11 protein-coding genes are annotated in these 12862 nt (G+C 56.1%); 3 read left to right on the top strand and 8 right to left on the bottom strand.

Going from position 1 to position 12862, the window contains the following annotated elements; all coding sequences use genetic code 11:
• Positions 1–318: 318 nt before the first annotated feature.
• Together N1689_RS18450 and N1689_RS18445 are read left to right on the top strand one after the other, a co-directional pair.
• Positions 319–711, top strand: a complete 393-nt coding sequence (locus tag N1689_RS18450; protein WP_222925669.1) for a type II toxin-antitoxin system HigA family antitoxin — start codon at positions 319–321, stop codon at positions 709–711.
• Between the two features lie 220 nt (positions 712–931).
• Positions 932–3469 carry an excinuclease ABC subunit UvrA gene (locus N1689_RS18445; protein ID WP_260059719.1) on the top strand — a complete coding sequence of 846 codons (2538 nt, stop codon included), beginning with the start codon at positions 932–934 and terminating at the stop codon, positions 3467–3469.
• A 73-nt stretch (positions 3470–3542) separates the two neighbouring features.
• Here the strand turns inward: N1689_RS18445 and N1689_RS18440 are convergent, their stop codons facing one another.
• The 8 genes from N1689_RS18440 to budA all read right to left on the bottom strand — a co-directional run bounded on the left by N1689_RS18440 (position 3543) and on the right by budA (position 11790).
• Positions 3543–3797, bottom strand: coding sequence for a Txe/YoeB family addiction module toxin (locus tag N1689_RS18440; RefSeq protein WP_161736637.1), 255 nt, complete (start codon positions 3795–3797; stop codon positions 3543–3545).
• Positions 3794–4045 carry a YoeB-YefM toxin-antitoxin system antitoxin YefM gene (yefM, locus tag N1689_RS18435; protein ID WP_222925667.1) on the bottom strand — a complete coding sequence of 84 codons (252 nt, stop codon included), beginning with the start codon at positions 4043–4045 and terminating at the stop codon, positions 3794–3796. The genes N1689_RS18440 and yefM overlap by 4 nt, the downstream gene beginning before the upstream one ends.
• Before the next feature lie 158 nt (positions 4046–4203).
• On the bottom strand, positions 4204–5043 hold the full coding sequence (locus N1689_RS18430; protein WP_161736639.1) for an MBL fold metallo-hydrolase: 840 nt from the start codon (positions 5041–5043) through the stop codon (positions 4204–4206).
• Between the two features lie 165 nt (positions 5044–5208).
• Entirely contained in the window at positions 5209–6522 is a 1314-nt protein-coding gene (locus N1689_RS18425) for a CitMHS family transporter (RefSeq protein WP_161736640.1), read from the bottom strand.
• A 337-nt stretch (positions 6523–6859) separates the two neighbouring features.
• On the bottom strand, positions 6860–8314 hold the full coding sequence (locus tag N1689_RS18420; RefSeq protein WP_161736305.1) for a flagellin: 1455 nt from the start codon (positions 8312–8314) through the stop codon (positions 6860–6862).
• Between the two features lie 204 nt (positions 8315–8518).
• Positions 8519–9292 (bottom strand): (S)-acetoin forming diacetyl reductase, encoded by a 774-nt coding sequence (locus tag N1689_RS18415; RefSeq protein WP_260059718.1) that lies wholly within the window; start codon positions 9290–9292, stop codon positions 8519–8521.
• Between the two features lie 21 nt (positions 9293–9313).
• A complete protein-coding gene (gene alsS / locus N1689_RS18410) occupies positions 9314–10993 on the bottom strand; it encodes an acetolactate synthase AlsS (RefSeq protein WP_161736307.1) in 1680 nt (559 codons plus the stop codon).
• 14 nt (positions 10994–11007) lie between these two features.
• Positions 11008–11790 (bottom strand): acetolactate decarboxylase, encoded by a 783-nt coding sequence (gene budA / locus N1689_RS18405; RefSeq protein WP_161736308.1) that lies wholly within the window; start codon positions 11788–11790, stop codon positions 11008–11010.
• A gap of 104 nt (positions 11791–11894) precedes the next feature.
• Here budA and N1689_RS18400 point away from each other — a divergent pair, with 104 nt between their 5' ends.
• Positions 11895–12800: a LysR family transcriptional regulator gene (locus tag N1689_RS18400; RefSeq protein ID WP_161736309.1), complete on the top strand. Its 906-nt coding sequence runs from the start codon at positions 11895–11897 to the stop codon at positions 12798–12800.
• Positions 12801–12862 lie beyond the last annotated feature (62 nt).

Below are 12862 nucleotides of genomic sequence, written 5' to 3'. Positions count from 1 at the left end.
AAACCCGTCGCTGACGGGTTTTTTTTACGTGTAGAGTAATTTTGAATTAAATCTCCGGCGCGGGATCGCCTTTCAGTCTTTTTGGCCCGAAATGACCATTATGTGTGCCTGCCTGCCAGCGAAACGTTCACAACCGGCGCTGAACACCTGGACGCGATTTTTGTGCTCATGTGCTTGGTTTCTGCTGAGCGTGCAATGATACAGCCATCATCTTAAGATAAAACGACGTACGGTTTACAGGTTTCAGGCGGTCTACATAAAGTTTGCAGGAACGCATGCTGAATACGGCAGGGTAAACGCAAATACGGTAAAAATGTGATGACTTATAAAATCAAACCGATTCACAGTGAAGCAGATTATGAAGCCGGTCTGGCCGCCGTATCTCTCCTGTTCGACAATGAGCCAGAACAGGGAAGTGAAGCCGGTGACTTTCTGGAAGTTTTGATCCTGCTTATCGAAAAATATGAGCAGGAACATTATCCGATTGAGGCACCTGATCCAGTGGAGGCGATTAAATTCCGCATGGAGCAGATGGGGCTAACAGCGAAAAACCTGGTGTCGGCAATTGGACGCATGAACCGCGTCTATGAGGTACTGAATCATAAGCGTGCGCTGACGCTGCCGATGATCCGGAACCTGCATAAAATGTTCAATATTCCGCTCGCATCACTCGCAGGCGCAGCTCAATCCGACAGGATGAGCGTCCGGTAACTAAAGCCCGCCCTGCGCGGGCTTTTTTATGTGCTGTTCTTTTTTACAGCCCTGAATCAGTTGCCCCCGCGTTGTGCTGTCTGAAATCCCTGACTACCCTTGCTGGTGTTTCTGGCTCGTAACGGGCCGGATAGCCCGAAAGCCGGGTCAGCCTCTGCAATTTTCAGTTATTAACGGCAGGTTGTCGTTAATCTGCCGTGCATCATCAAACAGGGACACCATGACAGAACAAGACAACGCCCATACTTATCGCGCTGACGAGCACATTGATCCTTATGTCTCAGTACAGGGTGCAAGAACACACAATCTCAAGGATGTGTCGCTGCGGTTTCCCCGGAATGCCATGGTGGTGTTTACCGGGGTTTCAGGCTCCGGAAAATCCTCACTCGCCTTTGACACGCTTTATGCAGAAGCCCAGCGCCGGTTTATCGAGTCGATTTCACCCCATGCCCGTCGCCTGATCGATCAGGCCGCTGCGCCAGATGTAGATAACATTGACGGACTTCCGCCCGCAGTGGCGCTTCAGCAAAGCCGGGCTGGCGCGCAGGAGCGTTCAACGGTGGGCAGCCTGACCCGTATTTCCGTCACGCTGCGTCTGCTGTTTTCTCGTGCGGGCACAAGGCCTGACGGTGTGCCGTTTATGACCGCCGATTATTTCTCGCCTAACAATCCTGAGGGTGCCTGTCCACATTGCCAGGGGCTGGGAAGAGTGCACACCGTTAAAACCGAGTCGATGGTGCCGGATAGCTCACTGAGTATCCGCCAGGGGGCTATCGCGTCATGGCCCCGAGGCTGGCATAACAAAAACCTGCGCAGCATCCTTGAGACGCTCGGCTACGATGTCGATGCACCCTGGAATACGCTTTCAGCCCGCGACCAGCAGTGGATACTGCTGACTGACGAACAGCCATCGGTGCCGATTTTTGTCGGTCTGAATGCTGAACAGCGTGAAAACGCGCTGGCGGCGGGCGAAGAGCCCGCTTATACCGGCACGTACACCAGCGCAGCAAAAATCGTATTGCAGAGCTATTCCAATGGCAGCGAGACGACGAAAAAACGGCTGGCGCGCTTTGTCACGGTCACACCCTGTTCAGCGTGTCACGGCAAAAGGTTAAACCGGAACGCGCTATCCGTGACCTTTGCCGGTTATGACATTGCCAGCCTGAGTGAGCTGTCGGTATCTGAACTTGCTGAACGGCTGAGGCCTTATGCAGACGGTTCATCATCAGATCTGCCTGCCGAGGCGGCACTGCGGGAAGCCGTTATCCGGATGGCGTCAGATATCTGCATGCGGCTTGAACAGCTTGAGACGCTGGGTCTGGGGCATCTGGCACCGGGACGCCGCACCACGCTGCTCTCATCCGGCGAGTTGCAGCGCGTACGTCTGGCCACCCAGCTGATATCGCGGCTGTTTGGTGTGCTTTACGTGCTGGATGAGCCGTCTGCTGGTCTGCATCCCGATGATGTCAAAGCGCTGCTCGCATCCCTGAAGAACCTGGTACGTGCAGGTAACTCGCTGGTGGTCGTCGAGCATAATATTGATCTCATTGCCGAGGCGGACTGGCTCATCGAAGTCGGTCCCGGCCCGGGTACGCATGGCGGTGAGATTGTTTATAACGGTGAACCGGCAGGCCTCAAAGACGTCAACGCTTCACCCACCTCTGGCTATCTCTTCTCCCGCAGCTATACCGGACTGCGCCAGCGCCGGCCCGCGGAGAGCTGGCTCAGGCTTGAGCAGATCCATTGCAACAATATTACCGGCGTGGATATCGCTATCCCGCTGGCGAGAATGACGGCGGTTACCGGTGTTTCCGGCTCCGGCAAATCGACGCTGCTGAATCGCGTGCTTCCGGAAATGCTCGGACGTTTTGATAAAACATCTGACAGTGAAGAGGGTGAGGAAGAGGACCTGGTCCCGGACGTTAAGGGGCAGGTTGTTAGCGGAAATGACGCCATTGGCCGTCTGGTCAGAATCGATCAGCGTCCTATCGGGCGGACGCCACGCTCCAATCTGGCCACCTACACCGGCTTTTTCGATATCGTCCGCAGGCTGTTTGCAGAAACCCCCGAGGCGAAAGCCAGAGGTTTCAGCGCCAGCCGGTTTTCCTTCAATCTGCCCGCGGGTCGCTGTCCTGCGTGCGAGGGACAGGGACAGATTTCGATTGAGCTGCTCTTTATGCCCAGCGCCACCGCAACCTGCTCGGTCTGTGCGGGACGCCGTTACAACCCCGAAACGCTGGAGGCGAAGTGGAACGACCTGACCATAGCGGATGTGCTTGATCTCACCGTAGACGACGCCACCAGGGTGTTTGACGGGTATGACGGGATCCAGCGTTCGCTGTCGGCTCTGCGATCTCTGGGGCTGGGATACCTGACACTGGGTCAGCCCGCCACGGAACTCTCTGGCGGTGAGTGTCAGCGCATCAAGCTCGCCTGGGAGCTGCAGCGTGTCCAGCGGACAGCTACGCTCTATCTGCTTGATGAACCGTCTACAGGTTTGCATCCCTCTGACATGGATAAGTTGCTGATTGTGCTGGATGAACTGGTGACGCGCGGCCACACCGTCGTGATGGCGGAACACACCATGCGCATCGTGGCTGAAGCGGACTGGGTGATTGATCTGGGACCTGGCTCCGGTCTTAAAGGCGGAAGGATTGTTTCATGCGGTACGCCGGAAACGGTCAGCACATCGGCTGAGAGTCTGACTGCGCCCTGGCTTTCCGCACAGCTGAAAAAGAGGACAGGCGATCCGGCGTAACTGGATTGCACTGAATGACGCCGCCGCTGAAACGGCTGCACTATAAGGGCTCAGGGGTAAGCTTATGAGCCCTTCAATAGTGATAACGGCATGAGGCGATTAATAAAGCGTCTCCACTGACGGCATAAACCAGCCGATGTTCTGCCGTAATTCTGCGTGACCAGAAGCCTGCAAGATTATGCTTTAATGGCTCGGGTTTTCCTTTGCCTTCAAAAGGCGTCCTGCTGGCATCTTTTAGCAACTCATTAATCTTTTTGACCGTTTTTTTATCGGTATCCTGCCAGTAGAGATAATCTTCCCAGGTTTCTTCGGACCAGGTCAGTTTCACTCAATAATATCCCTGTCAGTCCCGTTACCGCTTTGCAGGCTTTCGATGGAATCCATTAACCTGTGAGCATTCTTAGGTGACCGCAGCAGGTAGGCTGTCTCTTCCAGTGAGTTATATTCTTCAAGCGACATCAGCACGCAGGATTCACCGTTCTGGCGGGTGATTAATACCGGCGCTTTATCTTCAACCGTCTGAACCATAGTGGCAGACAGATTTTGTCGGGCTTCGCTGTAACTGATTGCTCTCATAGAACCTCCACAGAGTAAGTAATACAAGTCATTGTACAATGATAAGCTATGACAGGGAAGTCAGGTGAGAAGACTGGGGTACCATCACCGACGTGTTTTCTCTTGAGAAACTGATGGTACGGTGTTTCTCGCAGAGAAACAGGCAGTCAGATAACCCATCAGCGCAGCGGCGCATTGACCTGCAACGCATCCAGCTCACGCGCATCGTGACTGCAGAAAAAGGTGATTTCGCCGCCGCGCTGGCAGGAGAGTTCACGCAGTCGCTGCTGGTTGTGCCGTCTGGCCACATTATCTATGCCCATCATCCACTGGTAAAAACGCAATCCTGGCGTGCAGTGGCGCGTCGGCTGCCGCATTTCGCCGCGGTAGAACCAGGCGTCGCCGCCGTGCAGCAGCCAGCCATCGGGCTGCTGAATGGCAATGCCCGCGTGACCCGGCGTATGGCCCGCCAGCGGCACCAGCAGAACCTCCGGGGGTAAATCCCGCAGGCGATTAACCGCCTCAAAACCAAACCATGTTTCCCCCTGCGGCTGATAGGTTTCCCAGTTGCTGATCCCGCCCCATTGTCCGGGACGATAGCGCTCACGCGACAGCCAGCTGTGACGCTGGTGGGCGGTATCGACCTCCTGCTGCATCAGATGGATACGCGCCTGCGGAAAATCGGTCAGTCCGCCAGCATGATCAAAATCGAGATGGGTCAGAATAATATGGCGCACATCGTCAGCCCGAAAGCCCAGCGCCTTCACCTGTGACAAGGCGGTGAGATCGTCGCGCCGCTGAATATTGTTTAAGGCGCGGAAAAAGCCCGAGAGGCGACTGCCGGGCGTATGGATATCCTGCCGCCCAAAGCCGGTATCGACCAGCACCAGCCCGTCGCGGTCTGTCTCAATCAGCAGGCAGTGACAGACCAGGTGCGCCTTCAGGCCTTTACTGAATCCATCATAAAACGCGCCGCCCAGCGGGCACATACAGCCACAGTTAAGGTGGTGAATTTTCATCGGGCCTCCATAGGGTCATCGGCAGAATCTCTGAGAGACTACGGCCTGTCCGGCACGCAGCACATCAGCCTGGCTATAGAGTGTAGAGCGGGTTGAAACAACAGGCGGAGCGGTGAAGCGGATAACCGGGCAAAAAAAGCCGGTTATCCGCCAGAAAGCAGAAAATTAACTGTGGAACAGCGGGAAAGCACCGGTCAGCAGACCGCCCGCCATCAATACCAGACTGACCAGAATCCCCCACTTGATGGCAAAGCGCTGGTGGTCGCCGATATCGACTTTCGCCAGGCCCACCAGCAGGTAGACAGACGGCACCAGCGGACTCAGCAGGTGGAATGGCTGGCCGACAATAGAAGCGCGGGCAATCTCTTCTGCAGTAATACCGTAGCTGGCCGCCGTCTGGGCAATAACCGGCAGAATGCCGAAGTAAAAGGCATCATTCGACATAAAGAAGGTAAACGGCAGACTGACCAGCGCGGTAAACACCGCCAGGTAAGGTCCGAAGCTGGGCGGGATTACCGCCAGCAGGCTCTTCGCCATGGCGTCAACCATGCCGGTGCCGGAGAGGATGCCGGTGAAAATACCGGCGGCAAAAATTAATGCGGTCACCGCCAGCACGTTACCGGCATGGGAACTGATACGGGCTTTCTGCTCCTCCAGCGTGGGATAGTTGAGCATCACTGCAATGGCAAACGCCAGCATGAACAGGATCTGAATAGGCATTAAACCAATCACCAGCAGCACCAGCAGCACGGTGGTCAGGATAAAGTTAGGCCAGAACATCTTCGGGCGACGGTTGGCAGCGCACTCTTCGGCATCGCCCAGACCCAGCTCGATGTTGTCGAGATGGTGATCTTTCATGGTCATCACGCCTAATCGTTTACGCTCACGCAGGCCAAACAGCACCGCCATCGCTACCAGGCTGACGCAGGCGAGCAGCATCGCGGGCAGCATTGGAATAAAGATGTCGAGAGCATCAATACGCAGTGCCGCCGCGGCACGCGCTGTCGGGCCACCCCAGGGAGAGAGGTTCATGATGCCGCTGGCGAGGTTGACCAGACAGGTCATCATCAGCACGTTCATGCCCAGCCGGTGATAGAGCGGCAGAAATGCGGCAATGGCAATCATGTAAGTGGTAGAGCTGTCACCATCCAGAGAAACCAGTAGTGTTAGTACCGCCGTTCCGACCAGCACTTTCAGGGGGTCACCGCGCACCATCCGAAGAATAAAGCGCACCAGTGGGTCAAACAGTCCGGCATCAATCATCAGACCAAAATAGAGAATGGAGAAGGTCAGCATTACACCGGTCGGAGCCAGCTTTTTGACGCCATCCAGCATCATGGCACCCAGGCCTGCGTAAAAACCGCCAATCAGCGCAAATATGGTTGGTATCAAGATCAGCGCAATCAAGGCTGACATACGTTTGGTCATGATCAGATACATGAAGCAAACAACCATGGAAAAACCCAGTATCGTCAGCAAATTAACAGCCCTCGCAATGGCGGAAAAGTAATGAAAAAGTTACATGCCGGCAGGAAAATTCAGGTAATTACTTAGCGTGGTAATGATTAACCTGTTGTTTTAATTAACCCTGCATTCAAAGATGATAATAAATAGTTGTCAGTATTTAGCATTTCTTTAACAAAGAAGGGTGATCACGATCATCTTTAAACGGTTCTTAAACGAGATTGTGTGACTGAGATCAAAGGGTGATGAAGTGTAACCGGGGTTTCGGGCCAGCTGGGGCTGAATCAGGCGGGTAGTAGAGTGGTAGAGAAACAGGGTAACCGGCTGAGCCATGATGCTCAGCCGGTTAACGTTATTGGCTGCCTAACAGCTGAATAATCATCTCAGGGGTTTTATTGGCCATCTTACTGACGGCTGTCTGTCCCTGCTGAATAATCTGGCTGCGCGCCAGCTGACTCGCTTCTTCAGCATAGTCTGCATCCTGAATGCGGCTGCGAGCCGCTGAAGTATCCACGCCCTGCTGTGACAACACGTTACGATTGGATTCGTAACGGTTTATTTTTGCACCGTAGAGCGACTGATAGCCGCTGATCTTCTCCAGCGCTTTATCCAGCGCCTTCATGGTGGTGGCGATGTCGCCACTGGTCAGCAGGGTAGTGTTGTTCAGTCCCAGCGTTTTGGTATCTGACGGCGTAGCGGGAATGCTATCCGACTGGATCGGCTGACCATAGTCGGCGCTGGTGATCACTTCGAGAGGACGACTCTCATGTGGCGGCGTTGCAGGCACGCCTTTAGGTTCCGGAAGGTTTCCCCAGGTCAGACTACCGGTGAAGGAGCCGTTGCCGACCACCACCACAATCAAATCTTCGCTGACGGTGTCCAGCGAGATGCGCTCCAGCCGGGTGCCGGTATTGGTGCCGTTGTTGAAATCGCCGCTGGCGACATCTTCATAACGGTCGCCGTCACCGCTGTAGGTGATGTTCATCCCGTTGTAGCTGCTGCTGTTACTGCCCGCCAGCGCCCAGCTCGTGCCGCCTTCCAGCAGCTGTGCGCTGTCATAGGTCGCGCCAGTGGAGAAACCATTATTGCTGGTCAGCAGGCGGGATTGTGCCGTTGTCGGATCTGTAATGCCTTTACTGACCCAGGTGTAATCAGGCGCACTGCCGTCCAGCGGCGTACCGGCCAGATGCTTGCCGTCGCGGGTAAACAGCTGGAGATCGTCATCCTGACCCAGCGAGTCAATCGTAATGCTTATCGACGTTGCTCCTGCCGGGATATAGGCCAGTGGGATCACACCCGAGGTAAATGAGTAACTCTTGCCCGGAATCGGGAATTTTACGTTGATAGGGTCAACGTTACCCAGTTTCGCAGGCGGCAGATCGGGATTATCGGTTGCCAGCGGATAACGCCCAAAAATTTCGGTGTGATCGGCAACATCGTTGATGCCAGCCATTATCTGCTGATACTGGTTGTTGACGCTCTGCCGATCCGCGTCCGACAGCGTACCGTTAGCGGCCTGGACCGACAGCGTACGCGCCTGAATCAGCAGATCGACGATAGTGCCCAGGCCGCCACTGGCGGTCTGGGAATAGCTGATGGCGTCATTAAGGCCGCGTGCCACTACCGCGTCGGCGTTGACATTGGCCGTCATACGGTTGGCAATCGCCTGACCTGCCGCATCGTCTTTAGCACTGTTAATCCGCATCCCTGATGATAGCCGTTCAACCGTTCGTCCCAGAACGGAGTCAATACCGTACCGCAATTTGTTCGTAATGGCGGCGGTTTCGTTATGGTTGATCGTTAACATGGTCGCTTCGAACAGGGAGAGGAGTCTCTGTTTTATCGGCAGGGTGATAAGCAGCTTTAATCTCTGCGGCGACAAAAACTGCGCAAAGACGGGGACAGGAAGGCAACTGGCTGATGGGTAATTGCTTTTCAGATAAAATAAATTAACGGTTCGCCAGGTCAGGAAAGAAGCCTGCTACGCAGAGACGCAGCAGGCGAGGGGAGATTAGTTAAACACCATCCCGCCGTCAATCAACAGCGACTGACCGGTCATATAATCGGAGTCGGGACTGGCGAGGTAAGCAACGCAGGCGGCCACATCCTCCGGCTCGGAAAGCCGTCCCAGCGTAATACGTTTTGCAAATTCTTCGGTGCCGTAACCGGCGGGTTTTCCGGCGGCTTCAGAGATTTGCCGGTCGATCTCTTCCCACATCGGTGTTCGGACAATGCCCGGGCAGAAGGCGTTGACCGTGATACCGGCGGGTGCCAGATCGCGCGCGGCGGTCTGTGTCAGGCCACGCACGGCAAACTTACTGGAGCTGTAGACCGCCAGCTCTGGATTGCCGACGTGACCCGCCTGCGAACAGGCGTTGATGATTTTGCCGCCGTGACCTTCAGCCGCAAACGCCTTGATGGCGGCCTGCATGCCCCAGATCACCCCTTTGACATTGACGTTGTAGACCTTGTCGACCACCGCTTCGGTGATCTCAGCAATCGGCGTCGAGGGCGCAATACCGGCGTTATTGACGATGACGTCAAAACCGCCCAGTGTGCGACGCGCCTCTTCAACAGCGTCCATCACCTGATCGCGCTGCGAGACATCCACTTTCAGCGCAATCGCTTTACCGCCCTGCTGATTGATCTTCTCCGCAACCAGGCGGGCAGTCTCCTGATTGAAATCGGCTACGGCCACCGCCAACCTATCTTTTGCCAGACGCAGGGCGATCGCTTCACCAATGCCCTGGCCTGCGCCGGTTACAAATGCCACTCTGTTTTTCATCCTCATTTCCTTTTTACGAGATTAAAGAAGCTGGCTCAGATGCAGCTGACCCATCAGCAGCGGGTTGTCGGCGTAATCGACCGGCACAGCCACCACGGCAGGACCCTGAACATCCATCGCTTTACGCAGCGTCGGCTCCAGTTCTGCTGCGCTGGTCACCGCAAAGCCCGCAGCGCCAAACGCTTCGGCGTAGGCTTTGAAATCGACCGGGCCAAAATTGACACCGGAGACGCGGTGATATTTTTTCTCTTCCTGCATTGCCACCATGTTGTAGGCGTTATCTACCCAGACGATGTGCAGGATATTGGCTTTTAACCGGACGGCAGTTTCCAGCTCCATGCTGGACTGCAGGAAGCCACCATCCCCTGAAACCGATACCACTTTGCGCTGCGGATCGACCAGCCAGGCACCAATCGCCCACGGCAGCGCTACGCCCATGGTCTGCTGACCGTTGGAGATCATGATCTGGCGGGCACGGAAGCTGTAGAGATAACGGGCGATCCAGATGTGGAAGCTGCCCATATCGACGGTGAGGCTGACGTCGCTGTTAATGATGTCCTGCATGGCGCGCACGATACGCAGCGGATGCAGGGCAAATTGATTGAGGCTGGCACCCTGCATCGCCAGCAGTTTGCGCTGCTGCTGACGATCTTCAAGAATGCTGGCGGCTTCTGCTGTCAGCTGCAGCGGCGCGGTAATGCGTGCTGCCAGTTTACGCACGGTGGCGGCGATATCGCCCACCAGCTCGGCGTCCGGCAGGTAGCGGTTGTCGGTCTCTGCCGGAATCACGTCGATGTGAATCAGGGTGGCGTTACCGCTGTTCCACATCGCCGGTTCGTATTCTACCGGGCTGTAACCGATGGTGATGATCAGGTCAGCCTGTTGCAGCAGCCGGTCACCCGCCTGGTTGTTAAACAGTCCGACGCGACCGGCAAAGCGTGAGAAGTGATCCTGTCTGATCGCGCCCGCCGCCTGATAGGTGCTGGTGACCGGAATGTGGCTGCGGCTCAGCAGATCGTGAATGGCTTCGCTATTTTCCGGCTGGCTCGCCATTAATCCCAGCAGGATGACCGGATTTTTCGCCCCGGCAATGGCCTGGCTGACCGTGTCGATCATCGCGTCTGGCGCGGCACCCAGCACCGGACGGCCTTTGCTGCTCAGTGCTTTGCCGGTCACCGGCTGGTCGACAATATCCTGCGGCAGGCTGATAAAGGCGCCTCCGCCCCGGCCATGCTCGGCGTGACGAAATGCATTCGACAGGCATTCAGAGAGCGCAGAGGGATCGGTCACCTCAACCGCATATTTGGTGATCGGGCGAAACATGGACACCGTATCCATGCTCTGGTGAACCTGCTTGGCGCTGTCCGAGCGTTTCACCTGGCCGCCGATGGCGACGACCGGATCGCCTTCGCTGGTGGCGGTGGCCATGCCGGTAATCAGGTTGGAGCAACCCGGTCCGGAGGTGACCAGTGCCACACCGGCATTGCCTGTCAGGCGGCCTACTGCGGCGGCCATAAACGCGGCGTTGGCTTCATGACGAACCGGGATGGTCTGAATGGAGGAATCCAGCAGGGAGTCAAAAACCTTATCGATCTTTGCGCCAGGGATGCCAAAGACGTGCTGTACGCCCTGCGCCTCAAGCTGCGCGACCACCAGGTCAGCGCCGCAGGTCCAGAGAGTCGTATCGGTTGGAGTTTTCATCGTCATTCCTCTGATTAGCTTTCTACCGCACGGATCGCGGCGTCAAGATTGGCGGGGTTCAGGTCGGCATTGAGAAAGTCACTGTCCTGCGGCAGATCCACGACCAGCTTGCTGATGGCACCAAAGGTCAGGGTGCCCTGTTCCAGCGCGTAATCGAGAATGTGGCCGCCGCCTTCGCGGTCGTCGGTAATAAAATGTTCGTGATAGCCCGCAACGTTAATGCCCTGCATATACTGCGGCGTGCGGAAGCCAATCAGCTCGCCCGCGCGCTGGCTGAAGGCAAAGGTCGGCTGATCGCCCAGCACTTCTGGCATGGAGCGATACGGGCGGCACTGGCACGGCACGGTGCGGGTGTCGACGTGGCTGAAACGACCGCTGATGCGCAGCGCGCAGAACTGGTTATCGGAGGTGATTTCGCTGTCGATCACCCGATGGATCGCCTCGCGCGACATGGGCCGGTCAAACTCAAACTGGTGCTGCGGCCTGAAGAAGGTCATCACCGCAAACGGAGTTTTCTGTGCCGGGTCGGCCGGATGCGCACTGCCATCTGAGTGCAGCTGATAAACCTTGCTGTCGAACGCAATCATCTCGCCATCCAGCCGGTTGAACGTGCCCAGGCCGAAATCCCCTTTACGCATCAGGTCAGCGATGCGGACGTTGCCGTCGTAGACGCCGCTCAGCAGCGCACTCATTAAAGAGGTCTGATAGATAACGCTTTCTGGTGCATCCTGAGAAAGCGTTAAGACAGTATGTTTTAGTTGATCCTCACAGGAACAATCAGTTACACAATTGCTCATTTCATGCCTCATCGATTAACCGTTAAGCCGTGTTAACCTAATGGTGAACCGATTCAGTCGGTGGGTCCAATAGCGAAACCTGTTAACTTTGAGACGTTTTTGATATGGAACTGCGCCACCTGCGTTATTTTGTTGCCGTAGCCGAGACGCTTCACTTCACCCGAGCCGCTGAAATGCTGGGGATTTCTCAGCCACCCCTGAGCCAGCAGATACTGCGGCTGGAGCAGGAGATTGGCACACCGCTGCTGAAACGGCTGACGCGCGGAGTGGAACTTACTGAAGCAGGAGAAGCGTTTCTGGCGGATGCGCAGCAAATTGTCCAACTGGCCGATCAGGCGCTGGAGAACGCGCGAGGTATTGCCCGCGGGATCAGCGGTCAGCTGTCGCTGGGGTTTGCCAGCTCGGTGGCGTTTAATCCGCGCATCTTCACCCTTATCCGGCAGTTTACGGAACGCTATCCGGCGATGGAGCTGCTGACGCGTGAAGAGAACATGTCGTTGCTGATGCAGGATCTGCAGGAGGGGTTACTGGATGCTGCCTTTATCCGGCTGCCGTGCGAAAGCAGCAAAGCGTTTAATCTGCGCGTGATCTCCACCGAGAAGATGCTGATAGCACTGCCGCGCTGCCATCCTCTAAGCGGTACGCCAACAGTCGCGTTGTCCGCGCTGGCGGATGAAACCCTGATAATCTTCCCGCGCGACGTTTCGCCTAGCCTGTATGAGCTGATTGTCACGGCCTGCCTGCGGGCCGGCTTTTCCCGTCACACTTTTCAGCAGGCGCCACAGATCACCACATCGCTGGGTATGGTGGCGGCAGGCTGCGGGATTGCGCTGGTGCCAGAGTCGCTGCGCTGCGTCGATAACCCGGAGGTCAGCTTCTGCGATATCGAAAACAACACGCTGTTTACTGATGTTGCCTTTGCCTGGCGTCGGCATCATCCATCAAAAGCGGTGCTGCATCTGCTGGCGCTGCTGGCCGAACCGCCTGCGACACCAGACGAAGCGGGTTGATAAGCGCCAGCTATTGAACTGAAAACAATAACCAACTGGCGGCCCGTGGCCGGGATGCGAAT

Origin of the sequence: Pantoea sp. XY16 (assembly GCF_025153065.1) — a bacterium.
Lineage (GTDB): Bacteria > Pseudomonadota > Gammaproteobacteria > Enterobacterales > Enterobacteriaceae > Pantoea > Pantoea alfalfae.
The sequence above is the reverse complement of the archived record's forward strand: the minus strand, read 5'-3'. Positions and strand labels throughout refer to the sequence as shown.

What these genes read in the sequence shown, in the direction of transcription:
- N1689_RS18450 (WP_222925669.1), top strand. Translation starts at nt 319, where the DNA reads ATGACTTATAAAATCAAACCGATTCACAGTGAAGCAGATTATGAAGCC.
- N1689_RS18445 (WP_260059719.1), top strand. Translation starts at nt 932, where the DNA reads ATGACAGAACAAGACAACGCCCATACTTATCGCGCTGACGAGCACATT.
- yefM (WP_222925667.1), bottom strand. Translation starts at nt 4,045, where the DNA reads ATGAGAGCAATCAGTTACAGCGAAGCCCGACAAAATCTGTCTGCCACT.
- N1689_RS18430 (WP_161736639.1), bottom strand. Translation starts at nt 5,043, where the DNA reads ATGAAAATTCACCACCTTAACTGTGGCTGTATGTGCCCGCTGGGCGGC.
- N1689_RS18420 (WP_161736305.1), bottom strand. Translation starts at nt 8,314, where the DNA reads ATGTTAACGATCAACCATAACGAAACCGCCGCCATTACGAACAAATTG.
- N1689_RS18415 (WP_260059718.1), bottom strand. Translation starts at nt 9,292, where the DNA reads ATGAAAAACAGAGTGGCATTTGTAACCGGCGCAGGCCAGGGCATTGGT.
- alsS (WP_161736307.1), bottom strand. Translation starts at nt 10,993, where the DNA reads ATGAAAACTCCAACCGATACGACTCTCTGGACCTGCGGCGCTGACCTG.
- budA (WP_161736308.1), bottom strand. Translation starts at nt 11,790, where the DNA reads ATGAGCAATTGTGTAACTGATTGTTCCTGTGAGGATCAACTAAAACAT.
- N1689_RS18400 (WP_161736309.1), top strand. Translation starts at nt 11,895, where the DNA reads ATGGAACTGCGCCACCTGCGTTATTTTGTTGCCGTAGCCGAGACGCTT.